Raw genomic sequence first — 26,618 nt, forward strand, 5'->3', positions numbered from 1 at the left:
TCCTTTTATTACCAAGGTATAATGCCATCTTTGTTAAGTATTTTACCATTATAGTTTGTTTCACTTAATGCATATTTAATAATAATTTTAGCACTTTCAGTGGTTGTATGGCCACCAGGGGAATTTCCATTAAGATCCGTAGTTGTAAAACCAGGAGTTACCCCAAATACTTCTGGACCGTTAGTGGCAAATTCTTTACTAAAAGCTAATGTTAAAGCATTAATAGCTGTTTTGGAAGAATTATATCCTAGTGTATTAATTGGATGTGTTTCACCATTAGCAAACATTGTTAGTGAGGCCATGTCAGTTGTTACATTTATTATTTTACTGTTGCTTGAATTCTTTAATAATGGTAAAAAGGCTTGCATCATTTGGAAAGTTCCAAAAAAATTAACTTCAAATCCTTGGCGTAAAGTTTCAATATTTAATTCACTAGGTAGTGTATTGAAGTCTAGCGCTATGCCTGCGTTATTAATTAATAAATGTAAGTGGTCAGTCATTTCGTAAATTTTCTTTATTGCTTCTTGAATGGATTGTGAATTTGAAATATCTACTTGAATATAGGAAACGTTTGAAACATTTAAAGATTCTACGGCTTGTTGTCCAAGTTGTTCATTACGAGCACCTAAAAATACGTGATAATCTTTTTCTGCTAATTGACGAACAAGTTCATATCCAATTCCTTTATTTGCACCTGTTATAAAAGCATATTTTTTCATATTGAATTCCTCCAGTAGTGTTATAGTAGGTTACAATGGAAAGGATACAGCCTAAACTTAAGTTTAGGTCAAGAGGAATTTTTTAAAATAAATATAGAATATCTATATATAAGAGTGAGAATTCTTATCATTTAAGAGAAAGTCTGTTATTATAAGAGATGTAGGTATTATATTTTCAAGGGGATGAAAACATGGAGTACAGAATTGAAAGAGATACATTAGGAGAAATAAAAGTTCCAGCTGATAAATTATGGGCAGCACAAACACAACGTAGTAAAGAAAACTTTCCAATTGGAACAGAGCAAATGCCACTTGAAATTGTAAAAGCATTTGCAATTTTAAAGAAGAGTGCAGCGCTTAGCAATCAAAAATTAGGAAAGCTATCAGAAGAAAAAGCAGAAGCAATTGTAGAAGCTGCGGATGAAGTGATTGCAGGGAAATGGAATGAACATTTTCCGCTTGTCGTATGGCAAACAGGTAGTGGTACACAGTCAAACATGAATGTGAATGAAGTAATTGCAAATCGTGGGAATCAAATTTTGAAAGAGAAGGGATCTGACGTACATATTCATCCGAATGATGATGTGAACATGTCACAAAGTTCAAATGATACATTTCCAACGGCGCTTCATGTAGCTTGTGTAATCGCAGTAGAAAATCACGTATTACCAGCAATTACGAAATTAAAAGAAACTTTAGTAGAAAAAGTAACTGCATTTGAACATATCATAAAAATTGGTCGTACACATTTACAAGATGCAACGCCGTTAACTTTAGGGCAAGAAATTAGCGGATGGCACCGTATGCTTGAAAAAACAGAGCGTATGATTGCAGAGAGCAATACATATATGAAAGAGTTAGCAATTGGTGGAACTGCGGTTGGAACAGGTATCAATGCTCATCCTAAATTTGGTGAGATGGTATCAGAGGAAATTAGTCAATTTACAGGTAAACAATTTGTTTCTGCACCAAATAAGTTCCATGCATTAACGAGCCATGATGAAGTTGTATATACTCACGGTGCATTAAAAGCATTAGCTGCGGATTTAATGAAAATCGCTAACGATGTACGTTGGCTTGCAAGTGGTCCACGTAGTGGTCTTGGAGAAATTATTATTCCAGCAAATGAACCGGGAAGCTCTATTATGCCAGGGAAAGTAAATCCAACGCAAAGTGAAGCATTAACGATGGTTGTAGCGCAAGTGATGGGGAATGATGCAACAATCGGATTTGCTGCGAGCCAAGGTAACTTTGAGTTAAATGTATTTAAACCTGTTATTGCTTATAACTTCTTACAATCAGCTCACTTATTAGCGGATGCAATTGTTTCGTTTAATGACAATTGTGCAGTTGGTATTGAAGCAGATGAAGAAGTAATTAATGAAAATGTGAATCGTTCACTAATGCTTGTAACAGCGCTAAACCCACATATCGGATATGAAAATGCAGCGAAAATTGCGAAGCATGCTCATAAAGAAGGGTTAACTTTAAAAGAAGCAGCATTGCAATCTGGGCTACTAACAGAAGAGCAATTTGATGAAATTGTAGATCCAAAGAAAATGATTGCTCCAAAAGAGTAATAGAGAAAGCCAAGGTTCTTAGTATAGAATCTTGGCTTTTTTGATGTTCATTTTTATGTTTCATCTACTTGCAATACTACAAGCTTCAAAATATATTATTTGTTAGCAGGCGTATTCATTACTTTCATCTGTGGGCAGTTCTCTTTTAAGAGTGAAATGAATTTTTCTTCTTCTAGTGGTACGAAAGTGGTCACTGAGTCAAATAAATTGTAATGGATTTCTAATTGTTGTCTAGTCCATTTTTTTGAATGAAGTTTTTTACCAGAGTATTTAACGTGACGAATATCTTCAAATGGAATTTCAGTATGAAAAATGAAACCGTGTTTTACAACAAGAGATGATTCCGTTATGTTGTAGTGAGAGAAATAGAATGAAGAAAGATTCACGATATTTAATAGCATCATGAGAGTGAAAAAAATAGAATTTTCATTTTGGAAGAATAACGAAACGAAAAAAATAATTATAAATAATGTAATGAAAATGACGTGGAATGGATTTTTTTTCGCTTTAAATTTCAAGTTAGTCACCTCGGTATACTTGTTCTTTAACTAAATTAAATCATAACATTGTGATAAAACGTGTGAATATGCAGAATTGCATATTCGCGCGTTTTATTATTCATGTAAAATTTCTTGATGGGATAAATTCAAAAGAAGTTTTGTAATAGTGGAGTGGCATAAAGTGACTTACAAGAATAGAAAGATAGCGTTAGTCATAATTAGTTGTATGATCATTATGAGTAGTTGTGCTAATAAATTTGTTGAAGATAGAAATCGAAAGCATACATTTGTACAAGCAAGTAAGGTTTTAGTAGAGACTGTAAATAGAATATATAAAAAGTAAAGGATGTTTTCTTATACGAAAACATCTTTTTTGTAGTTAAAATTGAATACTGAAGTTTTGGAATGAGTGAATACCAGTTCCATATTCACTAATCGCATATGTATTCTGTGCAATTTGTTTAACGGTAAACTAAGGGTCTTAAAGAATATTTATGTTCTATTTCACATCCTATAAAATGAATTTGTATAAACATATTCGCTTTTCGTTGTATTAAACCCTTTTGTTAGATGTTTTTATAAAAGTTTATAAAATGGGCAAACGAAACGTTGAAATGTTTGTTTGTGTTGTGATAAGATGATGAAGTGATAATAAACGATATATTGATTTGTTTGGTTTTAAATAAACATTTTGAAGGAGTGTTTAGTATGAGTGATATTTCAGAGAAGTTTTGGGATGCGTCAATAGAGGAATTAAAGAAAGGGTATGTGTTTGATGAAGAAAAAGAGGAGTACATTTGCTTAGCTTGTGGTGAAACATTTATTAAAGGTGTTATTTATCAAGATAACCAAATTTTGTATGAAGCAGAGAAGTTCGTCCAATTGCATATTCAAAATGAGCATACGTCTATGTTTGATTATTTGTTAAATATGGATAAGAAATTTACTGGTTTAACGGATTTACAAAAGAAAATGGTTCAGTTTTTCCATATGGGACTGAATGATAAAGAAATTGTAAAAGAGATGGATGGCGGAAGTACATCAACAATTCGTAATCATCGATTTACACTGCGAGAGAAAATGAAGCAAGCAAAAGTATTTTTAGCGCTAATGGAATTATCAGAAGAAAAATCAAAAGTACAAACGAAATTTGTGCCAATTCATAGAACAGCAACGATGGTGGATGATCGATACAATATTACGGAAGAAGAAAATGATGAAGTATTAAAAGCTCATTTTACAGAAGGATTAGATGGACCTCTCTCTAAATTTCCGAAGAAACAAAAGCGTAAATTAATTATATTGCGCCATTTAGTGAAGAAGTTTGATAGTAATAAAAAGTATACTGAAAAAGAAGTAAATACAGTGATAGAAAATGTATACCCTGATTTTGTAACTTTAAGAAGATATTTAATCGAATATGGATTTTTAGATCGAACAGCCGATGGAAGTCAATATTGGGTGAAGTTATAATCATACGAAAAGAAAATGAATAGAAGCACAGTATTATAACAACTATACAAAGAGATAGAGATTGAAAATAGATGTTTAATAAAAGGAGAAATGAAATTTGAAACCACCTGCAGATAACAATAAAGAAGGTGCGGAGTCACATAAGTTGGAAAGTGAGAGTAAACCGATTTGGAAATCGATGTCGATGTTTTTAGTACCGTTATTATTAAGTAATGTACTACAATCAGTTGGACAATTATTTGGTATGGTAGTAGTAGGAAGATGGCTTGGAGTTAATGATTTAGCGGCTATATCAGCATTCTTCCCATTATTTTTCTTGCTCGTTTCATTTGTAATTGGTATCGGTTCAGGAAGCTCTATTTTAATTGGTCAGGCGTTTGGTGCTAAAAACGAAGATCGTTTAAAAGCTATCGTTGGTACGACGTTGACGTTTACCTTTATTATTGGAGTTGTGTTGGCGATAATAGGCAGTATTTTTGCAATGGATATTATGCGTCTAATGGGAACGCCAGAAAATATTATTGAAATAAGTGTACATTATGCACGGATTTTATTTATATCGATGCCAGTATTATTTTTATATTTCGCATATACAACATTTATGAGAGGTACAGGAGATTCTAAAACGCCATTTTACTTTTTAATTGTAAGTACAGCGCTAAATATGATCTTATTACCGATTCTTATTTTTGGATGGTTAGGAGCTCCGAAATTAGATGTGTATGGAGCGGCCTATGCATCTGTTATATCTACAGTTATTACGTTTATTGTCATGCTTGTGTATTTAAAGAAGAAAAATCACCCATTACAACTAGATGGAACGGTTAGAAAATACCTTCGAATGGATGGGGAGTTATTAAAGCTATTACTAAGGCTCGGTATTCCAGCGAGTATTAATATGATATTAGTTTCATTATCTGAAATTGCCGTAATCGCATTTGTAAATCGTTACGGTTCGGATGCAACAGCTGCTTACGGCGTTGTGAATCAAGTTGCAAGTTATGTACAAATGCCAGCAGTTAGCCTTGGTATTACAGTTTCCATTTTTGCGGCACAATCGATTGGTGCGAATCAATTTGATCGATTACAGAAAGTTGTGAAGGCCGGAATTATTATGAACTACGTCATCGGTGGTGTGTTAATATCTCTTATTTACGTATTCTCAAGAGACATTTTATCACTATTTTTAACGAGTCAAACTACAATTGAAATTGCTCATAGCTTAGTTATGATTACATTATGGAGTTATTTAATTTTCGGTCATGCACAAATTATTAGTGCGACAATGCGAGCGAGCGGTACAGTACTTTGGCCAACTGTTATTGGAGTTGTTTCAATTTGGCTTGTAGAAGTACCCGTAGCATATTATCTTTCTTACCATACAAGTCTTGGAATAGAAGGCATTTGGATCGGGTATCCAGCAGCATTTATTGTCAGCTTAATATTACAGTATGCATATTATAAGCTTTCATGGCAAAAGAAACGAATTACACGATTAGTTAGTTAAATAGAAAAATGTCCCTAAGTTATTAGACTTAGGGACATTTTTTCGTAAGTTCAGGTTTATAAATAGCTTTTTAAAGTTATATCAAAATGTTGTCTAATGAGTGTTTTATCACTCATATAAAACTCCCACGCTCTTTCCGGTTCACCGATAATCTCAAAGGATTCCTCTGTAATATATAAAGCGCAATTATCCTCCAGTGCAATTCCTTCTATATTCCCTTGATGATTTTGTAAAAAGGAATGGAAGGCGTTCATTCTGTTTAATTGATTATAATGTGGACAAAATCTTTTATTAACAATACCCCATCCGTTACTCTCTATATAACCAGAACCTTCATAATCTGATCGGATACTAGACGTGAACCAACACATAGCACCAGCGCTATAACCAGCAATAAGTGTTCCTTGCTGCAGAGCCAATAATAATTTTTCATCGAGTCTATGTTCTTTCCATTGCGTAAGCATGTGAATATAGTTCCCGCCACCTAAATAAATTAAATCGGCTGAATGAATCATCTCGTCTATTTCATACTTTGAAGGTGAATCTGTTGTAGTACGTAAAATTTGTACTTCACAATGTAATTGTTTTTCAAAAGTGTCTAAAAATAATTTTATATAGCTTTCATCATCATGACTAGCCGTTGGAATAAACAATATTTTTGGGTACTGTTTATTTGTTAATTCTATAAGGCGTTCATTAATAGGCAAGTGATTTGAATCTTGTAAATCACCGCCACCAATGACAGCTAATTTCATAGTAAAGCACCACCTAATTATTTTTGTTATATAAAAATTCGATAGAAGAGAGTTACATTCCTTCCGTAATGTAATCAATAATTAGAAAATGTAGCTTAAGTATATCGGAATAGTAAAGAAACTACTGACTATATATACCAATGCATTAGAAACCATACATTGATATATAATATTTCATACTAATGTTTCAAAATATGGAAAAAATATGTTTAAATAGATATAATGACGCATTGATTCATATTGAATTTATACTTATATTTTAAAAGGGTATCGGAAATAATAGCGATTTTTTAAAACAGTTTTTACTTTTAATAGGAAGTTGTATTACAATATGTTAAAATTATTTCAATATATTTATTTAATATGAAATACAAAGAAGGAGAGTGAAAAAAGTGGATTTTCGATTTGAATTTACAACGAAGCTGAAAGAATACTTAGACGATGAGAAGGATGAAAAAATAATAAAAGATGGACACAGAGATGTAATTTTTCACTATTTATATGCGTTAGAGACTGAAATTGGCGTTGTTAAAAATCCTAATTTTACTTTTTTTGCATCAGGAAGACGTTCACATATAGTGTTAGAAAACGTTGAATTTAAAACAGAAGTAAATGTAAAAAGTAATATAATTGAAATTACAAAAATAGTGGATAATGTAGCTATTCCGTTAGATACTATCGTAGCGAAAGATCGGGAATTATTTGCACTTGGACGTAATGAGAAGTTTAGTGTACAAATATTAGAGCAGTATCTTTTTGATACATTTGGAGAAAAATTAGGTTTAAAATGAATGGAATAGCCTATGTATTTATGGGTAGTTAATTTTCATATATATCATTTACGTTTGACCTTTCATTTAATTTATACTACAATTCGTAGTGTGAAAGGAGTTGTACAATGTTTACTCAAAACTATAAGTTAAATGAGCACGGGTTAAATCATTTCTTTGGACCGCTTGAAGCGAAAATTATGGAGATTGTTTGGTCTAGCGATGGTATTACTATTAAAGAAGTGCAGCAGAAATTAAGTGAAGAATCACCTGTGAATTTTAACACTGTTATGACAGTTATGAACAGGTTAGTAGAGAAATTACACTTAGAAAAACAGACTGTGAAAAGAAGTGGTATATATCGTGCTGTACAAACAAAAGAAGAATTCTTATCCAATCAAACGAAGAAAATGACACAGGAATTGATGGGGGAATTTGGAGATTTAGTTGTAAATCATATGTTAGATGAGTTAGAGCAGGCTGATCCGACTTTAATAAAAAAGTTAGAAGACAAATTGAGTCAGTTAAAAAGAGAGGATTAATGAAATGAAATGGCAAATGCGTAAAATCGTATTGTTAGCAGTAATTGTTAGTATCCTCTTTTTCAGTATGTTAGTGTATTACGTTACATATCCATTTCTGTTTCAAAATAAGATGTTCCTTCTTTCAAATTTTTGCTTGTTCCAGTTAGAAAAACATATGAAAGAATTATCGCTGATTCGTATTATAATCGCTGGATTATTACTACTTACTGTATTAATCGTGTGCAAAAGAATTTGGCGACAATTTTTCTATAGTAAAAAATTACAAAAAGTACTTATCCCTTTCGTCCGAAAAAGAAAACAAATATATATATTGCCGACTACGGAAGTTGCGGCATTTACAATTGGGCTATTTCGTCCGAAAGTTGTCATGTCGGAAGGGTTGCTTCAAACATTTTCAGATGAAGAAATGGATGCGATTATTTTCCATGAAGAATATCATCAAAAGAATTGGGATCCGCTAAAATTATTTTGTTTTACGCTATTAGCAGAAGGAATGATGTACATACCGATATTAAAAGGGTTGTTACAGCGATATCATACGTATCAGGAGCTAGCTGCTGATAAATATGCGATGCAAAAAATGGAATCTTCATTTGAGTTAGGTAGCGCGTTATTAAAATTAATTAAAATAAAGACAATGGAAAATCGATGTGTTACAGCTTCATTTGCAAAAACAGCAATAAATTTACGAATCGAGCAAGTGTTAAATGAAAAGGTTGTTAAGCTTACTATTCCGTTACATACGAATTCGGTATATGTAACAGTAGGTTTATTCTGTATGTCGGTTGTACTTATTGTCGGAGAGTGCATATAGCCTCTTTTTTTAAGAATAAACACTACTCGTTGTAGTGTTTTAGGGGGAATAAAATGAATGCAGCAGATTTAACAATTTGGCTTGTGGCTGGGGCGGGAGTATTGTCATTTATATCACCGTGCTCTTTACCGCTATATCCATCTTATTTATCTTATATTACAGGTGTGTCTATCCAAGATTTAAAAGAAAATCGTGGGATTATGCAAAAATCAGCGATTATACATACAGTATTTTTTATGATCGGATTTTCGGTTATATTTTACGCGTTAGGTTTATCGGTAAGCTGGATTGGAATAACATTTTCATCTAACCAAAAATTGATTCAACAAATTGGTGGGATTTTTATTGTTTTAATGGGGCTATTTATGACGGGCTTATTTCAGCCTAAGTGGCTTATGGCAGAGAAAAAGGTGCAATATAGAAGTAAATCGACTGGATATATTCGCTCGATTTTAGTCGGTATGACATATGCAGCGGGTTGGACGCCATGTGTTGGACCGATATTTTCAGCTGTACTCATGCTTGGCGCGACGAATCCTGAAGGGGCGCTTCTTTATATTACAGCGTATACTCTTGGGTTTGCGGTTCCATTTTTCGTGATGGCATTCTTTATTGGGAAGGTAAAATGGATTGTTACATATGCCAATGTCATGATGAAAATTGGCGGTGGAATGATGATTGTAACAGGTATTTTATTGTATACAAATCAAATGACGAAAATTACAGCATTCTTTATTCGTCTATTCGGTGGATTTACAGGTTTTTAAAAATGAGGAGGAAGAAAAGTGAAGAAACTAATTGCTATTATACTAGTAGGTGCTCTCGCTTGGGCAGGGGTTAACTTTTATAATTCAAAGAAAGAAGAAAAGGAAAGAAAAGCAAAGCAAGCAGAGTTACAAGAGAAAGAAGTATTACCACAAGTAGGTTTTAAAGCACCTGGCATCACATTAAAAGGATTAGACGGAAAGTTGCAGTCGTTAAATGATGCCAAGGGAAAACCATATATTATTAATTTTTGGGCATCATGGTGTGGGCCGTGTGAAATGGAGGCACCTGACTTAGTTCATATGTATGATAAATATAAAAAGGATGTTGAAATTTTTGCGGTGAATGCAACTGTTAGTGACCCAGTACAAGAAGCAAGCGCATTTGCTAATCGCTATGGATTTGAGTTTCCGGTTCTACTAGATATGGACGGAGTAGCTGGACTAGATTATAAAGTATTCTCTTTACCGACGACATTTTTTGTTAATAAAGATGGAATTATAGTAGATCATGTACGAGGTGTATTACCACCAGATCAATTAGAAAAGAAATTTAAGAAATTGATTGAGAATTAAAAGGAGATTTGGTGACGATGGAGTGGATTGTGAGGTTACAACCCATATCTCTTATAATTGGAAGTCTATTTGGTTTTATGTTGATGAAACGAAAGATGAAGTATCAAAATGTATCATATAAAAAAATGATGGATGCCGTAACAAATGCTTTTCTTATCATCGTATTTGTATGGAAGTTTGCACCAGCAATTTTAAATCCTGTATGGGCTTTTGGGGCGCCGGTGCAAGCAATATTAGCTATTGGAAGTATGCAACATATTGTAGTAGGATGCGTAATTGCGAGTGTATACATTGTTTGGAAAAGTAAAAAGGAGCAATTTTCGCTTCGTATTTTACTTGATGCATTGCCTTTTGGTCTGTGTGTGAGTATTATCTTTTATTTTCTATTCCATCATGAAGTAGGTGCACAAACGACACTACCATGGGGAATGAAAATATATGAATCTAAACTTTTATATCACCCTATTTTCGTATATGAGATCAGCCTTGCTCTTTGTATAATGGGCTTGTTATGGATGAAAAATGAAAGGCTCGGAAATGGAAAGAATATAAGTATTTTTCTAATTATTGAGGGGTTTGCTCATATTATTATTTCGCTTGTTAGTGAACAAAATTCGGTTCTGTTTGGTCTATCAGCAGAGCAAATAATGAGCTTTTGTATTATTAGTTTAGGGATTTTGTTGGTGCCGAAAAAATAAAAGATAGCCATGTACAGAGAGTATCTGTATGGCTATCTTTTATAAGCATATTTCTTCATCATATGCTAAATCATTATATTGTAGAAACCTAAAAACCCCTTTATTAGGGGTTTTTAGGTTTCTATAGGTCTGCATGTGTTTCTTGTTTATCTGTATCCCATTTTGGAAGTTGTTTTGCTTGTTGACTTTCAGTAAAATTATTAAATCCAAAAGCAAGTATGCATGTAAAGGTTAAAATAGCTAAACTAATCTTTTTCATTATCTTAGTGCCTCCTTAGTTAATAATTTTTGTTTTGCTTCGTAAGTTTTGAAAAAATATTTTTGAGATTTCTCTATTTTATTCACTTTATGAAATTCTACTGCTAATAATTCGTAATATTCTTGTACATAATCGTATAATTCTTTACTGTTAAAATATGTAGTGCCTGCAATGATTGCGTTTTCTAAGTCGTCTAGAATACCAGTGTGTTGTGTTTTTAAGATAGTGAAATGGTGTTTATATTCTTGATTATTTAATTCATTACAAATTTCTAAGCCCTTTTGAACCCAATCGTTTGCAAGTTCTTTTTCATTTAAACTAAAATGTTCTTTGGCTTGTAGAAAATTGGCTTTTATGTGTTTAGGTAATTTGTTTGTAACTATTGTAAGATGTCTAATAGCAAGGGTTGATAGATTTTGAGAAGAGTAGAGCCAACCTAAGTTATTTCGAACTTTTAAGATTAGTGTATCGTCTTTCAGCTTTTGTAAAATATTGATTGCTGAATTATAGTTCTCTTCGGCTTGTTCGAATTGTTTTAAATAAACAGAACATGAGCCTAAAATGTTTTCGCATAGAGCTATTTTAATTTCATAACGTGGATATTTTGAGAAAATCTCTTTAGCTTGATTTGCATAATTGATTGCTGTAAGTGGTTTGTTTGTATGGTGATTAAATATAGCAAATTTATATTTATATTCAGCTTCTTCTAGTTCGCCTGGTACATGTTTTAAAAGGGATTCAGCTTTTTCGTATTCTTTTTTTGCTTCATCATAATTTCCAATAATGGTAGCATGTTCAGCTTTAAAAAAGTGATAATAATAAGTAATAAAGTCTTCAGTTATGGGATTGTCTAAACGAACAATTTGACTAAAAGTATCATACTTAATGTTTGTCCAATCGGTTAGGACCTTATATTTAAAGTTTAGTAGGGAGTAGTAAAGCGATAGAGTTTGATCAGCTTCAATTTTATTAATCTGTTTCTCTATTTTTTCTTTTAATTGTTTCGCTTCAATTAATTGCTCCGCTACCATTACTTGATATAAAATGTTTAATTCGTTGACAATCTGTTCATGCCCTTTTAATAACACACTCATTATATATTCCCCCATTCGATAAAAGTATCCTAATTTAATTATTTCTATAATAGCAAAATAGAAGAAGTATAAGAGTGATTTTACCATATTTTTCAACAAAATTCTGAAAAATTAATTGATTTTTACATATTTCTTATTTTTATGTGAATATTACAAGTGCCTCTGGTAGTGGTGGGATGAATCTGACTCATGATACGTTAGCATCAATGGGAGGGATAGTTTTACTTGTAAATATGTTTTTAGGAGGATTGTTCGGATTGGGTTCAACTGTTAAGTTTTTAACAAAAATTTCACTTTCTTATTTAATAAAAACAGGATAATCCTCACTTTATAAGAATCATCCTGTTTTTATTGATATATTAAAAAATCGGCGGAGTAACAGAAAATAAGACTATCGCGTTTTTTTCAAAATGATTCACCCATTTATGCTTTAAATAAGCAGGTATTTTTACACTGTCGCCAGTTTCTAATACGTATTCTTCCTCATTTAAATATAATGTGATTTTCCCATCTAAGACAAATGCTAATTCTTCTCCTTTATGTTCTAGCACATTTTCTGATGAAGCTGTATTAGGCGGGACGGTCATAATTGCTGTTGCTAAATTTCCAGTGAAATCAGGTGAAAGCATTTCATATGATAAATTATCAATAATCATTTTCTTTCGTTTATGGGAACGTACAATTAAATCGTCTGTATTTGTATCTTCAAGTAAAAAGCTAAATGTTGGCACATCAAGAGCTTTAGCAAGCACTTTTAATGTTTGGATAGAAGGGTTAGCGGACCCGCGCTCAATTTGACTTAACATTGATGGTGTAATATCGGCCATCTTTGCTAGTTCTTTACTAGTTAAACCTTTTTCTTTTCTTTGTTTTTCAATTTTTTTACCAATATCTATATTTTCCATAATGAAAATCTCCTTAATAATTATTAAATTATATTTAAATAAATTAAATTAAAATTAACTTAATGGGATTATTTGTGTTAAACTATATTAAAATTAATTTAATTATAATTTATTGTATGGTGAGCTACAAGGATATAAGGAGGAAACAAAATGAAAGAAATAGGGGCATTACAAGCAGAATATCCATTAGTGAATAAGCTTATTGCAACAGAAGAAGTATTTTGGATAAATCCAAACATAGAAAAGTATGAAACAGCAATAAAAGATTCACCACTTAATGAAGAGAATGTAAAAGATGCGGAAGAGAGATTAAAGCGTTTTGCACCATATATTGCGAAAGTTTTTCCTGAAACGAAAGGGGCGAACGGCATAATCGAATCACCTTTAGTGAAAATACCTTCTATGAAAGAAGCTTTAGAGAGAAAATATGAGCAACCTATTTTAGGAGAATTATTATTAAAATGTGATAGTCATCTTCCAATATCAGGATCAATTAAAGCTAGGGGCGGTATTTATGAAGTGTTGAAACATGCTGAGCAACTAGCATTGCAGCACGGAATGGTAACAGAAGAAGATAATTATTCCGTTTTAGATAGTGATACATGTAGAGAGTTTTTCTCGAAATATTCAATTGCAGTAGGTTCTACAGGGAATTTAGGACTTAGCATAGGGATTATGAGTGCGAATCTAGGTTTTAATGTAACTGTTCATATGTCAGCAGACGCAAAAGAATGGAAGAAAGATTTATTAAGAAGTAAAGGTGTAAACGTTATTGAATATGAAGATGATTATAGCAAAGCAGTAGAAGAAGGAAGAAGACAAGCGGATGCGGATCCTAGCTGTTATTTTGTAGACGATGAAAACTCGCATGATTTATTTTTAGGATACGCAGTAGCAGCATCACGATTACAAAAGCAATTAGAAGAGTTAGAGGTTGTAGTAGATGAAAATCATCCTTTATTTGTTTATCTTCCGTGCGGAGTAGGAGGAGGACCTGGCGGAGTAGCATTCGGTTTAAAGTTATTGTATAAAGATAATGTTCATTGTTACTTTGCAGAGCCAACACATTCTCCTTGTATGTTACTCGGCTTAATGACAGGCCTTCATGACAAAATTTCCGTTCAAGATATCGGAATTGATAATGTAACAGATGCGGATGGACTTGCGGTAGGAAGGCCATCTGGATTTGTCGGTAAAACGATGGAACCATTTTTGAGTGGGAATTACACAGTAAGCGATGAAGAGTTATATAGATTGTTAAAAGAGCTAGCTGATACGGAGAATATTTATTTAGAGCCTTCTGCACTAGCAGGTATGATAGGGCCAGTGAAAGTATGTAAAGAAGATGAGTATTTACAAAAGCTACAGTTAACAGAGAAGGTGAAAAAAGGTACTCATATTGTGTGGGGAACGGGTGGAAGTATGGTTCCAAACGATATAATGGATGAATATTATAGGAAAGGTTTGGAATTAACGATATAAGAAAAATGAGGCTAGTTGTAGCCTCATTTTTTCATGTACATAAAAATCTTTGTTATTTTCACAATAGTTCTTTATAGTATATATAAAGGATAACTAATATTGAATAAATACAACAAAAAGCTTTATTTTACATAATAAGAGGATGTGTATACGATGTCATTACAGACTAAATATATAGCGGGTATTTCGCTTGGGGTTATGGGTGTCGGCTTTGCGGCTTCTATCCCTTTTCAAGGAACGATAGCTGGAGAGATTATACAAGGGGGATTTGAAGCTGGGTTAGTTGGCGGGCTTGCAGATTGGTTCGCAGTTACAGCATTATTCCGTCACCCGATGGGAATACCAATTCCGCATACAGCTTTGTTACCTAAAAATCGTAAACGAGTAACGAAAGGGCTCATCAATACGTTAGAAAATGAATGGCTGACGAAAGAAAGTATTACGAATAAAGTAAAAGAGATGCAGTTAGCACAAATGGTACTGCAAATTGCTGAGAGAGAAATGCAGTCTGATGCTGTGAAAAAGGGGATTGTAACGATTGCAGAGAAAGCAATTGTTACAATAGATACAGAAAAGTTAGCTGTTATTATTGAAAAAGAATTAAAAACATATTTGCATACAATTAATACAAGTAACATTTTACAAGTGCTTGTTGATCAATTAGTTGTGCAAGAATATGATGAAAAGACACTTGATTACATTTTAGTAAAAGTGAAAGATTGGACAGCGCAAGATGAAGCACGCTACCAGCTCGGTAGTTTAGGTATGAAGGCGATGGAAAATATAAAAGTAGATGGATTCTTACAGTTTACATTGAAATCGTTTATGAATATTGTAGATGAAGATAAAATTGGCGGCATTTTGCAGAAGTTTATTATTAGCAATATTAACAGCTTACAAGATGCAGATAATAGCACGAGACAACTTATATTAGCGAAAATTCGTCAAGAAATTACAAATGTAAAAGAAAATGAAGCGTTACTACAAGAATTAGAAAATTGGAAAGAAAAATGGATTGCCAATTGGAATGCTACTGACAAAATAAAAGAGATGCTAGAGCAAGTACAGCAAAGAGCAGTTGCTTTTGTAAATAATGAAGAATTTGCTGATAAATATGTTATTCCATTTTTACAAAAACAAATGAATAAAATAAAAGAAGATGAACAGACAGTTCAAAAAATAGAAGATTGGTTACAAAAACAAGTTGTAAGTCTTGTTGAGAAGAACCATTCGAAAATTGGTAAGCTTGTACAAGAAAATCTTGATAAGTTAGATGATAAGACGTTAATCGAAATGATTGAAAATAACGTCGGTAAAGATTTACAGTGGATCCGAGTAAACGGGGCGGTTTGCGGATTTATGATTGGATTAGTGTTAGAAGGAATTAAAGCGATTATATGAGAAAAACCTTCCGCAATTGCGGAAGGTTTTTTATTTTTCGAGAACACTCATATTCAAATTATAAGCTTTCTCAATATTTAACTTGTACGTCCCATTTCCAGTTTTAATCGAATTTTTATACCAATGTTCTTGGGTGTTTAATTCTGGATGTTCTTCTGAAGAAGTATTTTCGTTTTTCGTTAAATCTTCTACTTGTTCCCAAGGTGTACTTCCATGTGTTTCTTTTTGATTCGTTACTGCTGTTAAAGATACATCACTTTCTTTTGCAAGATGGACAGACACTCTTGAGCTTTCCTGTACAAACCAATTATTTTGTAATTGACCTGGATAAAGAGATAGTTCGTTATTTGAAGCACGGATTTCCACATTTTTATTTTGCGGAAGAACAAGCGTTGGTTTCACCTGTGGTGCTGAATTAAATAACGTATGCTGAACAGGTAATGATTTTAAAGTGATATACATCGTTTCTCCAGCCGTTTGAACTGAAAGGAAATCATCTCGTTTTAAATTGAGTTTTTCATTTGCTTTCGTTGTCATTTCATAAGTTCCCAAAAGATGAATTTGATTTGTATTATTTCCCTCTATCGTTAGAGGTTGATGGCCTGCATCTACTACGATTTTTTTGATAGATTCAGGTATATCAAATTGTCCGTCTGGAATATTACTCGTTTGCCTCGTTGTGTTAATAGAGTGACGAACTTCTTCTAGTAATCCAGTTGATAATAAACAGTAAAAAGCAATTCCGACGCTTCCTAAAACACCGATAAAGAAAATACTAAAAATATCATATTTAATAAATGATTGTTCCTTCTTAGAAAATAGAAGGTATAGTAAAACTTCAGCTCCAAGTATGATAAGTAAAACTGGCCACCATGCAGTTAGTGTATCTAATACTTGAATTCCTTTTACGACTGAAAATAGTAAAAAGCACCCTAACGATATAATAGAAAGCCCCATTGAGAATGTTCCAACACGCCAAGTCCTCATTCGCTTGTCCCACCTTTGTTTTCTTTATTTCCAAGTAACAATTTAAAGCCGCCGCCAATTAAAAGGAGCGCAACGATAGATGTCTGGAAATAGCGATAATATAGTTCACTAAGATGAATATTAAATATAGTTACAAAATAATCATTCAAAATAGGAAGGACTGTTTGATTTAATAAATAATAACCACCGAGTGTAATTAATCCGATACCGATCCATCTTTGATGATTTATAAAATAATCGATAATGGGTTCGTCTTGTACTCGTTCTTTTCCGTATTTTGCTGTTTGCTGTAACGCATCAAAAAAGCTATAGAACCAAATGATTGGTACTAAAAATAAAAACGCAGAAAGTCTTAATAAGTCGAGTAAATAAATAGATAGTAAAAAGGCTGCCATAAGCTGAAGACCACGGCGTTGTAAACCTAAATACATATGACCTGCTCCAGGGAACATCGCTAAAATAGAAGCAAATGTTTTACTTTTCTTTCCTTGCTCTCGATGTTCTTCAAAATCTTCGAAAATAGTACGGTCAATTAATTGCTCGTCGCGTTCTTTTTTCTGTAGTTGCTGAACAACGTCAAAGAAATTATAAATCCATAAAACAGGTAACGTAATAAGAAAGATAAGGAAACTTCCTTGAGATGTTAATAATGTTACAAATATAATCATGCTGCCTAAGCCAGCGCAAGCGACTAAAAACGTAAGACCGCGTTGCATAAGTCCTAATTGGAAATGGCCAAGTCCAGGGATGATGGATAGGAGAATGATATAAAATCGTTCGCTCTCTTTAGAGGAATTTATCAATTCTCCAGCTTCTTGTTTTTTCGTTTGTTTTATAATGGTGATAACTAAATCTAGTAAGTTAATTACCCATAGAACAGCTAGTAAAAATAGAGAAAGAAAAGCAATATCACGTTCTCTTACTACTATGGTACAAAATACTGCAAAGGAGAATAGAAATAAAGATCCTCCGCTATATAAAATAAACCGTCCTAGCTTTTTTAAGTATAAATGTCCAAGCCCAGGAATTAGCCCTAATACAAGTGCTAAAAAGGGGTTTTTATTCATGCTTTAAACCTCCGTCCTTTTTTGATGTATCTACCGATTTGTTTACAATTTGTTGTGAGATAGAAGACTCGTTATGTTTTGAAGATTTCTCGAAATTTGATGTCGCTGTAAAAATATATTGGAATAAACCACTTACCATAAAAATAATTGTAGCTGCAGTCGCAATTATGTAGTGAATAATTGTGCGTTTTAGTGAGTTTGTTTTTATATTTTCATTAGGTTGTAGCGTTTCAAAATTAATTTGCGTCATAACTTCGTTCGTAAATGAATCATCATTTATCATTGGAAGGTTTTCATGTTGTTCATCAATACTTTCCATATAAAGTGTTAAACAATGATCACATTCGTAAAGATGTTCTTCCATAGATTCACGTTTATTGTTTTCTATAAAATCTAATGTATAATTGCGCCAATCTTCTTTTGAATAATGCATCATAGAAACTCTTCCTCCTTCCAATGTTTTTTAATCCATTTTCGTGCCCGATACAGTTTCATTTCGACTGTTTTTACTTCGATGTTTTCCTGTAAAGCAATTTCTTGATAACTTTTTTCTTCTAAGTAATGTGCGAGAACGACGTCACGGTAATTTTCGGGAAGTTCTCTCAGTTTTTGAGCAATGAGTAATTTCTGCTCTTTCGTCAATAATAAAGCCTCAATATTATGAGAGGACTTTATATTTTCCTCAGCTTCTTTACATAAGGAGAGTTCTTCACTTTCTCTAGCTTTCTTCCTCTTATAATCAATAGCGTGATTGGTGGCAATACGCGCCATCCACGTTTTTAATCCGCGAAATTGATAATTTGGGAGAGAGGTGTGAATTTTTACGAATACTTCTTGTGTAACATCTTTCGCATCTTCTTCATGTCTTAAAATAGAAAAGATAACTTGAAAAATATAATGACGATATGTTTGTACAAGGATACGAAAAGCATGCTCGCTTCCTTGCTGTGCTTTTTCAATTAATTGTTTTTCCTCAATGGGTCTCTCCCTCCTTTTTGACGCATTCTATTATATAGACGTAAAGAATGATAAGTCACCCTACACATATTGTAAAAAAAAGAATAATATATTTTTTGCAGGAGAGCTAGATGAAAAAAGGTGTGAAAAAATGGTAAAGAGAAGTATATAATGAGCAAGTAGGAAATGTTACACGGAGAAAGGATGTGAATGTTAGTAGGGGAAGGGCCATACTAACAAACATGAAAATTAAAATATTAATAGCGGATGATAACTCTTTTATTAGAGAGGGCATGAAAATTATTTTAAATACATACGAAGAGTTCGAAGTAGTAGATACTGTAAATGATGGGGAAGAAGCTGTAGCATATTGTAAAAAGCATGAAGTTGATATTGCTCTTTTAGATGTTCGCATGCCAAATATGAACGGGGTAGAGGCGACGAAGTTCATTTGTGAAGAGACGAAAACAAAACCGCTTATTTTAACGACGTTTGATGATGATGAATATATTTTGGATGCAGTAAAAAACGGAGCGAAAGGTTATTTGTTAAAAAATAACGATCCGGAGCGTATTCGTGATGCGATAAAAGGAGTATATAACGGTCAAACTGTTATGCAAGATGTTGTCCTCGATAAAATTAAGTCTAATTTAATGGAAAGTAAAGAGGAAGAATGTAAAATTGATAAGAGCCTTTTCACAGAAAGGGAGCTTAGTATTATCGCATTAATTGCAAAAGGTTTCTCGAATAAAGAAATTTCGAAACAGCTTTTTATATCTGAAGGAACAATTGCAAATTATATTACGTCAGTTTTAGGGAAAACTGGACTTGAACATCGCACACAAATTGCGATTTATTACTTAACAGGGAAAGTAGATTAGTGATATGGAATTTTGGCTAACTGTAAGTAAATTAATTGTCTTTTTATATATTGTGTTTAGTTATATTTACGCAAATGTAGTAAATTTACCTTGGGTTATATTTACTTTACTTATTTACCTCTCTGTAAACGTAATGATTTCTATATTTAAAAAAGATACGTATAAAAAATTATTAATCTGTATGTCAATTGGCATAATTATGTTATTTACATGGAGGGTTCATCCATTTTTTATTTTGTTTTTACCTTTGAACTTATACGAAATTACATTCCATTACATAGAAAAGAATTGGCCACGCTTTGTTGTTATGATGCTCCCAATTACGATTGCAGATGAAAGTATTCGAATGACTTATGGATTAATTGTTGCATTTTCTTTTCTCGTTTTAACTATAGCAGATCGATATATATCGCGTGTAGTAAAGCTTGAATCGCAAAATGATAAGATGCGAAAAGATATGCAACGACTTACGAAAAGCTTACATGAAAATAAAGAGTACATAAGACAATCTGAATACACATTTAAGCTAGAAGAGAGAAATCGGTTATCGCAAGAAATTCATGATAAAATTGGTCACTCGATGACGGGTGCACTTATTCAAATGGAAGCAGCAAAAAGGTTAATGGAAATAGATAAAGAAAAATCTGCGGAGTTATTACAAAATGCAATTCACATTTCAAAAGATGGAATTGAAAGTATTCGCATTACATTAAAAAATATGAAGCCTCCAACTGAGCAAATTGGCATTCATCGTATGAAATTATTCATAGAGGAATTTGCCGGTAAGAATGATGTGAATATTCCTTTTGTATACAAAGGGAACTTAGATATGATTTCTCCTATTCAGTGGAAAATTATCGGTGAGAATGTTACAGAAGCACTAACAAATGCAATGAAATATGCTGATGCGACAGTTATTTCTATAGATATTCATGTACTTAACAAGATGGTTAAGGTGCAAGTGAAGGATAACGGAAAAGGGGTAGCTCTTGTTAAAAAAGGTCTCGGTATTATGGGGATGGAGGAGCGAACGGCGTCTGTAAACGGAAAAATTATTGTAGATGGGACAAGTGGTTTTTCAGTAACGATGTTGTTGCCAATATAAAGAGAATGGTACGAGGATGAACCATCTCATATGAAAAAAGTGAATATTCTCATGTGAAAAGAATGAACTTCTGCACTGAGCAGGTTCATTCTTTTTGTTTATACTAAAAGCAGAGAAACCGAAATAGGGGTGAAAATGATGAATACATTAGAAATTAAAAATTTAACGAAAAAATTTGGTGATTTCATCGCAGTTGATAATATGTCTTTATCTATTAAAGAAGGAGAAATATTTGGCTTTTTAGGATCAAATGGTGCTGGTAAGAGTACAACGATAAATATGATTGCTGGTTTGTTAAGAAGTAATGAAGGTGAGATTAGCATACTAGGAAAAAATATAAAGAAACATAATCGATTTGCGAAAATGAATATCGGTATTGTTCCGCAAGATATTGCGATTTATGAAGAGTTAACTGCCTATGAAAATGTGAAATTCTTTGCTGGATTGTACGGGTTACGAGGAGCCGAATTAAAAGCTAGGGTAGAGGAAGCTCTTAAATTTGTAGGACTTAGTGATAAACAGAAAAGCTATCCGAAGAACTTTTCTGGTGGGATGAAGCGAAGACTGAATATCGCTTGTGCAATTGCTCATAGACCGAAGTTAATTATTATGGATGAGCCGACAGTTGGAATTGATCCACAGTCAAGAAACTACATTTTGCAGTCAGTACGTAAATTAAATGAAATGGGAAGTACAATTATTTATACGAGTCACTACATGGAAGAGGTAGAAGAGATTTGTACGAAAATAGCGATAGTAGATCACGGTAAAGTAATTGCAGAAGGTACGAAAGAACAGTTAAAAGCAATTATTACTGACACGAAAGATATTTGGATTGAAGTGAAATCGGTAGAGAATTTAGATGTAGAAAAATTAAAAGAGATAAACGGTGTGAAAGCAGTTCAAATTGAAGAAAACGTAATTAAAGTGAATTCTGATGCGGGATTAAATAATTTAAATAAAATCATTCAACACTGTATCAATCATGATATTGAAATTCGTTCATTAGAGGAGCAGGCTCCCAACTTAGAAACAGTATTTCTTACCTTAACCGGAAGAAACTTACGAGATAAATAAAAGGTAAATGAAGAAAAGGTAAAGGGAGGTTCATCAATTGAACATCTTCAATATTGCAATTATGCACATTAAAAGAGAATTTAGAGACGTAAGAACTTTAGTTTTTATGTTAGCATTTCCGATTGTACTTATGCTTGTGTTAGGAACAGCGTTAAGTAATGCATTTAATAGCGATAGTCATACTATTAAAGATATACAAGTGATATACAAAGATGAAGCAAATGGTACGTTTTCTCAATCATTTGAAGCATTTGCAAAAGAAGTAAGTAAATCTGGTATTTACTTTAAGAAAGTTTCTGAAGAGGTAGATGGAAAAGAAAAAGTAAAACAAAACAAATACGCTGCGTATGTAGAATTGAATAAGGACGGGGTAAAGTTTTACGGAAGTGATAGAAGTAGTATTGAAAGTAGCATAGTTGAAGGAATGATGACTACATTTGTTGATAAGTACAATGTAGTAGTTGAGATTGAGAAAGTAGACCCTAGTAAAATTAGCACAATAATTCCGAATGGAGAACGTAATGAGTATATTAAAGAAACGGCATTACAAGCGACTAAAAAACCAGGTTCTATGGATTACTATGCAATTGTAATGACAACGATGGTTGCTTTGTATGGTGCGATGGGAGCAAGTAATTTAATTAGAGGCGAACGAATACGTAAAACAGGAGATCGTCTCATTGCTGCACCTATAACGAAAGCGGAAATTTTTATCGGGAAAATATTGGGTAATATGGTGGCGAATGCACTGTGCATACTACTTGTCGTTTTATTTAGTAAATTTGTTTTTCAAGCTAACTGGGGCGATCATCTTGGAGTTGTCTTACTTATTTTACTAACAGAAGTCCTTTTAGCAACTAGCTTCGGCCTCGGCATCGGATATATTACAAAAACAGGTGAAGCATCTAGAGCAATTATTTTAGTTATCGTACAACTAGCTTCTATTTTTGGCGGGGCATACTTCGTAGTAGAAGAAAATTTCATTACGAATTTATCACCATTAACGTGGGCAAACACTGCCGTTATGAAAATTATTTATGCAAATGATGTAGGGGCGGCACTACCAGTCATCTCTTTAAATATCGGAATCTCAGCACTCTTTTTATTCATATCGATTATCGCATTACGCAGACGGGAGGGGCTATAGTATGAAAGATATTTTATGGCTTATGCAAAAAACATTATCAGTCCTTTTGAAAAATAAAAAAGGGTTACTCATTATTATTAGCTTGCCGATAATAGGAACGTTAATCTCCTTTTCAATATATGGAAATGCGGGGCAAGGGACGTTAAATATCGGAGTTATAAATAAAGAAAATGAGTCGATAGCAAATGATACGGTGAAATTTTTAGAAGAAATCAATCATGTAAAAGTAAGTAAAGTGAAAGAATCTGAAGTAGAAGATAAACTCACTTCAAAAAAACTTGATGGAGTGATTACGTTACAGTCTGGTTTTTCAGAAAGTGTCCGAGAAGGAAAACCAAGCAATATTGAAATTTCATCGATTAAAGGTGATCAAGTAACAGCGTTTATTAAGTCATATTTGTACAATTATATTGATAATGTAGCAGCGATAAGTAAAGTAGCAGGAACAGATCAAAGTGCATTTGATACGATGTACGCAGGATATCAAAAAAGTTCATTTAAAGTGAAGACTGAGACGTTAGAAGATACTTCGAAAAATAAAGATATGACGAACCAAACCATGGGTTATCTTATTATGTTTATGTTATTTTCAGCAGTGAACTTATCAGGCTATATTTTAAAAGAAAAAGAGAATAGAACGTACTTTAGATTATTATCCACGCCGATAGATGGAAAGAAATTTATATTATCTAACGTCGGGGTAAATATGATTATATTAACAGTACAAATTATGATTACAATCCTATTCTTAACGAATGTTTTTCATACGAATATCAATATGCCCTTCATCGTTATGGTTGGTGTACTGATGATATTTGCTTTAATAGCGATTGGAATGTCGTTAGTAATTGTTGCTTTTTCAAAAAACTCATCATCGGCAAATGCGATGCAAAACATGGTCATTGTACCAACATGCTTACTAGCGGGTTGTTATTTCCCATATGACATTATGCCAAGTGCAGTACAAAAAGTAGCTAATTTTCTTCCACAGCGCTGGTTGTTAGACACAGTATCGAAACTACAACAAGGAATACCATTCTCGGAGTTGTATTTAAACATTTTAATTTTATTCGCTTTCGCAATTGCATTCTTCTTAATTGCGATTTATAAGTTTGGAAGAAATAATGATGCGAGAAATTTTGTTTAATGTGAAAAGGATGTGACGTTAAGTCACATCCTTTTTTGTATGAAGCATGAAATCTAAATTTGAATGACAAAATAGAAAGGTGGAAAGAAAATGATCGGAAGGAAATCAAAATGATTAAAAAAATATTGCGAGTTACTTCTATTGTTATTGCTATTTTCGTTTTTATTTTAATATGGATGCATATCGATGTTACCTTAGGTAGGAAAATGGAAGCTGGGAAAAACATGCCGACAGAGTATGCGCCTCATTATAGTGACTTTCAATTATATGTAGAAGGGAAGTCTTTTTATAAACAATTATTTACTGATATAAGAGAAGCGAAAAGCTCCATTTACACGTATTTCTTCATTTTGTCGGATGATAAAAGTAGCCATACTTTTTTAAACTTATTAAAAGAGAAGGCAAAAGAAGGAGTAAACGTCTATTTATCCGTTGATCGCATTAATGATTTATCATTTGAAAGAAAGATGAAAAATGAATTGCAGGAAAATGGTGTGCATTTTACATATAGTAGAAAACCTGAATTACCATTCGGCTTTTATTCTCTTCATCATCGTAATCATCGCCGTATTACGACGATTGATGGGGAGATTGGCTATACAGGCGGATTTAATATAGGAGATGAGTACTTAGGGAAAGATAAGCGATTTGGATATTGGCGTGATTATCATGTACGACTTAAAGGAGAAGGAGCAAAAGATTTAGAACAGCAATTCGCTTTAGACTGGAAACGAGATACGAAAGAAGAGATAAAGAGAAGTACGAATAAAGCTAGTAAAGGGAATACATTACATACTATGACTAGTTACAATGGGCATTACGTTGCTGAAAAATATATAGAGCTCATAAAACAAGCTCAGCACTCCATTGTAATTGCAACACCGTATTTTATAGCGAAAAATAAAGAATCTATGAATGCTTTAATCGCGGCGCAAAAGCGTGGTGTTACAGTAAAAATACTTTGGTCATATAAACCGGATCTACCTCTTATAAAAGAAGCGGCGTATCCATACATACGTCAAGCTGTTAATAATGGAATTACTGTATATGGTTATAAAAAAGGAATGTTCCATGGTAAATTAATGCTTATTGATAATGAATTAACCGTTATTGGTACAACAAACTTTACTTCGCGTAGCTTCAATATAAATGATGAAATGAATTTTTATATTTATGGTGGTCCTATTGTAGGACAAGTTAATAAGGCGTTAACAGAGGATTTTCATGATTCGAAAGAAATGACGAAAGAGTTTTTTGAAAAGTTATCTTTTTGGGAGCGTTGTAAGGAGAAAGTGGCGGGATTGGTTGACTTCTATTTGTGATGATGAATTAGGAAAGGGTGCCTACAAAAGGCACCCTTTTTTGGTGGGAAATCATTATTTTTCATGCACCAGCATCGTAACATCATCATTGATCAACGTCCCCACATGTTCGCCTAAACATATTTTCTTCATGACACCAGGCTCATCAAAGTTAAAGACGTGTGCTGGTAAATTGTAGTCCCGGGCAAGCAGTAATGCCGCTTGATCCATGACTTGTATATTTTGTCTAACGACATCATTATAGTTTAGTTTGCTGTACATTTTTGCTGATTTGTTATGCTTCGGATCACTTGTAAAAACGCCATCGACACCTTGTTTTGCGACTAATATGGCATCACTATTCATTTCAATGGCTCTTTGTACACTTGGATAATCTGTCGTCACGAACGGTTGCCCGTTTCCGCCTCCAAAGATAACGATATAACCGTTATCTAAATGGTGGACTGCACGCAAGCGAATGTATGGTTCAGCTACTGCATTAAATGGAATGGACGTCATAACGCGTACTTCTCTATTTGTTTTACTTGTTAAAACACCGCGAAGCATTAAGCTGTTAATGATTGTACCTAACGTACCGATATTATCAGCTTCTACGCGATCGATTCCCCATTCTTCAGCTAGATGCCCCCTAAAAATGTTACCGCCACCGATGACGATGGATACTTCGATACCTAAATCAACAATGGATAAAATTTCGTTTGCGATATGTTCTAATCGTTTGGAGTTAAAGCTATTTCCAGTTTGATCGGCAAGTGCACCGCCGCTTAATTTAATTAAGACACGTTTATATGGCCTCATAACAATTCCCCCTATATAGATCGCAATAAAAAAGGAACAAAGGCGAATGCCTTTGTTCCTTTTTAAGAAAATGAAAAAGAAAAGAAGAAGATAGGACGAATTGCTTTGTATAGTTTTTCATAACATCCACTCCTTTTCATTTTGATTTGTTTTAAGTATATATCTTTTTGATTATACGAAACAATCTGATTACTTATCAAGTTTATTTTATCGTTTTTTAACAAAATGGTGTCAATGAAAAAAAGAAGAAAAATATTTGAATTTTTTGTGACGAACTTGTAGGTTTTT

29 protein-coding genes are annotated in these 26,618 nt (G+C 33.1%); 18 read left to right on the top strand and 11 right to left on the bottom strand.

Annotated features, from left to right (window positions below; genetic code table 11):
* Positions 1–8 precede the first annotated feature (8 nt).
* Complete coding sequence (locus M1D73_RS08560; RefSeq protein WP_000759544.1) at positions 9–719, bottom strand: SDR family NAD(P)-dependent oxidoreductase; 711 nt, start codon at positions 717–719, stop codon at positions 9–11.
* A gap of 191 nt (positions 720–910) precedes the next feature.
* On the opposite strand from M1D73_RS08560, the gene fumC reads away from it, so the two are divergent.
* The gene (gene fumC, locus M1D73_RS08565; protein ID WP_000456610.1) at positions 911–2,299 is read left to right on the top strand and encodes a class II fumarate hydratase; all 1,389 of its coding nucleotides are present in this window, start codon (positions 911–913) and stop codon (positions 2,297–2,299) included.
* A gap of 95 nt (positions 2,300–2,394) precedes the next feature.
* Here the strand turns inward: fumC and M1D73_RS08570 are convergent, their stop codons facing one another.
* Positions 2,395–2,817: a PH domain-containing protein gene (locus tag M1D73_RS08570; protein WP_000669069.1), complete on the bottom strand. Its 423-nt coding sequence runs from the start codon at positions 2,815–2,817 to the stop codon at positions 2,395–2,397.
* A gap of 690 nt (positions 2,818–3,507) precedes the next feature.
* Between M1D73_RS08570 and M1D73_RS08575 the strand changes: the two genes are divergently transcribed.
* Positions 3,508–4,272 (top strand): DUF2087 domain-containing protein, encoded by a 765-nt coding sequence (locus tag M1D73_RS08575; protein WP_001280271.1) that lies wholly within the window; start codon positions 3,508–3,510, stop codon positions 4,270–4,272.
* Positions 4,273–4,369: 97 nt separating this feature from the next.
* A complete protein-coding gene (locus M1D73_RS08580) occupies positions 4,370–5,779 on the top strand; it encodes an MATE family efflux transporter (protein WP_000804124.1) in 1,410 nt (469 codons plus the stop codon).
* Between the two features lie 56 nt (positions 5,780–5,835).
* On the opposite strand, the gene M1D73_RS08585 is transcribed toward M1D73_RS08580, so the two are convergent.
* Positions 5,836–6,534: a peptidase E gene (locus M1D73_RS08585; protein WP_000762118.1), complete on the bottom strand. Its 699-nt coding sequence runs from the start codon at positions 6,532–6,534 to the stop codon at positions 5,836–5,838.
* 392 nt (positions 6,535–6,926) lie between these two features.
* On the opposite strand from M1D73_RS08585, the gene M1D73_RS08590 reads away from it, so the two are divergent.
* The 6 genes from M1D73_RS08590 to M1D73_RS08615 all read left to right on the top strand — a co-directional run bounded on the left by M1D73_RS08590 (position 6,927) and on the right by M1D73_RS08615 (position 10,701).
* Positions 6,927–7,325: a DUF3942 family protein gene (locus M1D73_RS08590; protein WP_000347525.1), complete on the top strand. Its 399-nt coding sequence runs from the start codon at positions 6,927–6,929 to the stop codon at positions 7,323–7,325.
* 107 nt (positions 7,326–7,432) lie between these two features.
* Entirely contained in the window at positions 7,433–7,846 is a 414-nt protein-coding gene (locus tag M1D73_RS08595) for a BlaI/MecI/CopY family transcriptional regulator (protein ID WP_000495053.1), read from the top strand.
* A gap of 4 nt (positions 7,847–7,850) precedes the next feature.
* Positions 7,851–8,663, top strand: a complete 813-nt coding sequence (locus M1D73_RS08600) for a M56 family metallopeptidase (RefSeq protein ID WP_121868196.1) — start codon at positions 7,851–7,853, stop codon at positions 8,661–8,663.
* 53 nt (positions 8,664–8,716) lie between these two features.
* Positions 8,717–9,430, top strand: a complete 714-nt coding sequence (gene ccdA / locus M1D73_RS08605; protein ID WP_000990443.1) for a cytochrome c-type biogenesis protein CcdA — start codon at positions 8,717–8,719, stop codon at positions 9,428–9,430.
* Between the two features lie 18 nt (positions 9,431–9,448).
* Positions 9,449–10,003 (top strand): TlpA family protein disulfide reductase, encoded by a 555-nt coding sequence (locus tag M1D73_RS08610; RefSeq protein WP_000733173.1) that lies wholly within the window; start codon positions 9,449–9,451, stop codon positions 10,001–10,003.
* 17 nt (positions 10,004–10,020) lie between these two features.
* Positions 10,021–10,701, top strand: a complete 681-nt coding sequence (locus M1D73_RS08615) for a prolipoprotein diacylglyceryl transferase family protein (RefSeq protein WP_000454850.1) — start codon at positions 10,021–10,023, stop codon at positions 10,699–10,701.
* Between the two features lie 121 nt (positions 10,702–10,822).
* Here M1D73_RS08615 and M1D73_RS08620 read toward each other — a convergent pair whose 3' ends face one another.
* Positions 10,823–10,960 carry a hypothetical protein gene (locus tag M1D73_RS08620; RefSeq protein WP_000724012.1) on the bottom strand — a complete coding sequence of 46 codons (138 nt, stop codon included), beginning with the start codon at positions 10,958–10,960 and terminating at the stop codon, positions 10,823–10,825.
* A complete protein-coding gene (locus tag M1D73_RS08625; RefSeq protein ID WP_121868197.1) occupies positions 10,960–12,054 on the bottom strand; it encodes a response regulator aspartate phosphatase in 1,095 nt (364 codons plus the stop codon). Before M1D73_RS08625 ends, M1D73_RS08620 begins: the two co-directional genes overlap by 1 nt.
* A 143-nt stretch (positions 12,055–12,197) precedes the next feature.
* Between M1D73_RS08625 and M1D73_RS08630 the strand changes: the two genes are divergently transcribed.
* On the top strand, positions 12,198–12,374 hold the full coding sequence (locus tag M1D73_RS08630; RefSeq protein ID WP_002040916.1) for a hypothetical protein: 177 nt from the start codon (positions 12,198–12,200) through the stop codon (positions 12,372–12,374).
* Between the two features lie 39 nt (positions 12,375–12,413).
* Here the strand turns inward: M1D73_RS08630 and M1D73_RS08635 are convergent, their stop codons facing one another.
* Positions 12,414–12,959, bottom strand: coding sequence for a helix-turn-helix domain-containing protein (locus tag M1D73_RS08635; protein ID WP_000427637.1), 546 nt, complete (start codon positions 12,957–12,959; stop codon positions 12,414–12,416).
* A gap of 150 nt (positions 12,960–13,109) precedes the next feature.
* On the opposite strand from M1D73_RS08635, the gene M1D73_RS08640 reads away from it, so the two are divergent.
* Entirely contained in the window at positions 13,110–14,441 is a 1,332-nt protein-coding gene (locus M1D73_RS08640) for a D-serine ammonia-lyase (RefSeq protein ID WP_000658538.1), read from the top strand.
* 153 nt (positions 14,442–14,594) lie between these two features.
* Positions 14,595–15,842: a DUF445 domain-containing protein gene (locus M1D73_RS08645; protein ID WP_000058302.1), complete on the top strand. Its 1,248-nt coding sequence runs from the start codon at positions 14,595–14,597 to the stop codon at positions 15,840–15,842.
* Between the two features lie 30 nt (positions 15,843–15,872).
* Here M1D73_RS08645 and exsE read toward each other — a convergent pair whose 3' ends face one another.
* Genes exsE through M1D73_RS08665 form a run of 4 tightly spaced genes read right to left on the bottom strand, consistent with a single transcriptional unit; the run spans position 15,873 to position 18,874 of the window.
* The gene (gene exsE / locus M1D73_RS08650) at positions 15,873–16,829 is read right to left on the bottom strand and encodes an exosporium protein ExsE (protein ID WP_001261429.1); all 957 of its coding nucleotides are present in this window, start codon (positions 16,827–16,829) and stop codon (positions 15,873–15,875) included.
* Complete coding sequence (locus tag M1D73_RS08655) at positions 16,826–17,896, bottom strand: hypothetical protein (RefSeq protein ID WP_001039115.1); 1,071 nt, start codon at positions 17,894–17,896, stop codon at positions 16,826–16,828. The genes exsE and M1D73_RS08655 overlap by 4 nt, the downstream gene beginning before the upstream one ends.
* Positions 17,889–18,332, bottom strand: a complete 444-nt coding sequence (locus tag M1D73_RS08660; RefSeq protein WP_000972341.1) for a hypothetical protein — start codon at positions 18,330–18,332, stop codon at positions 17,889–17,891. The genes M1D73_RS08655 and M1D73_RS08660 overlap by 8 nt, the downstream gene beginning before the upstream one ends.
* Positions 18,329–18,874: an RNA polymerase sigma factor gene (locus tag M1D73_RS08665; RefSeq protein ID WP_256737415.1), complete on the bottom strand. Its 546-nt coding sequence runs from the start codon at positions 18,872–18,874 to the stop codon at positions 18,329–18,331. Before M1D73_RS08665 ends, M1D73_RS08660 begins: the two co-directional genes overlap by 4 nt.
* Before the next feature lie 221 nt (positions 18,875–19,095).
* On the opposite strand from M1D73_RS08665, the gene M1D73_RS08670 reads away from it, so the two are divergent.
* From M1D73_RS08670 to M1D73_RS08695, 6 genes are all read left to right on the top strand, one after another.
* Positions 19,096–19,734, top strand: coding sequence for a response regulator transcription factor (locus tag M1D73_RS08670; RefSeq protein WP_000694093.1), 639 nt, complete (start codon positions 19,096–19,098; stop codon positions 19,732–19,734).
* 4 nt (positions 19,735–19,738) lie between these two features.
* A complete protein-coding gene (locus M1D73_RS08675; RefSeq protein WP_000397690.1) occupies positions 19,739–20,839 on the top strand; it encodes a sensor histidine kinase in 1,101 nt (366 codons plus the stop codon).
* Positions 20,840–20,977: 138 nt separating this feature from the next.
* A complete protein-coding gene (locus M1D73_RS08680; protein ID WP_001093804.1) occupies positions 20,978–21,916 on the top strand; it encodes an ABC transporter ATP-binding protein in 939 nt (312 codons plus the stop codon).
* 37 nt (positions 21,917–21,953) lie between these two features.
* Positions 21,954–23,063 (top strand): ABC transporter permease, encoded by a 1,110-nt coding sequence (locus tag M1D73_RS08685; RefSeq protein ID WP_001020163.1) that lies wholly within the window; start codon positions 21,954–21,956, stop codon positions 23,061–23,063.
* Position 23,064: 1 nt separating this feature from the next.
* A complete protein-coding gene (locus M1D73_RS08690) occupies positions 23,065–24,210 on the top strand; it encodes an ABC transporter permease (protein WP_000651904.1) in 1,146 nt (381 codons plus the stop codon).
* A gap of 110 nt (positions 24,211–24,320) precedes the next feature.
* The gene (locus M1D73_RS08695) at positions 24,321–25,532 is read left to right on the top strand and encodes a phospholipase D-like domain-containing protein (protein WP_000591939.1); all 1,212 of its coding nucleotides are present in this window, start codon (positions 24,321–24,323) and stop codon (positions 25,530–25,532) included.
* Between the two features lie 54 nt (positions 25,533–25,586).
* On the opposite strand, the gene pyrH is transcribed toward M1D73_RS08695, so the two are convergent.
* A complete protein-coding gene (pyrH, locus tag M1D73_RS08700; protein ID WP_001248059.1) occupies positions 25,587–26,330 on the bottom strand; it encodes a UMP kinase in 744 nt (247 codons plus the stop codon).
* Positions 26,331–26,618 lie beyond the last annotated feature (288 nt).

This window comes from Bacillus sp. PK3-067 (genome assembly GCF_056738645.1).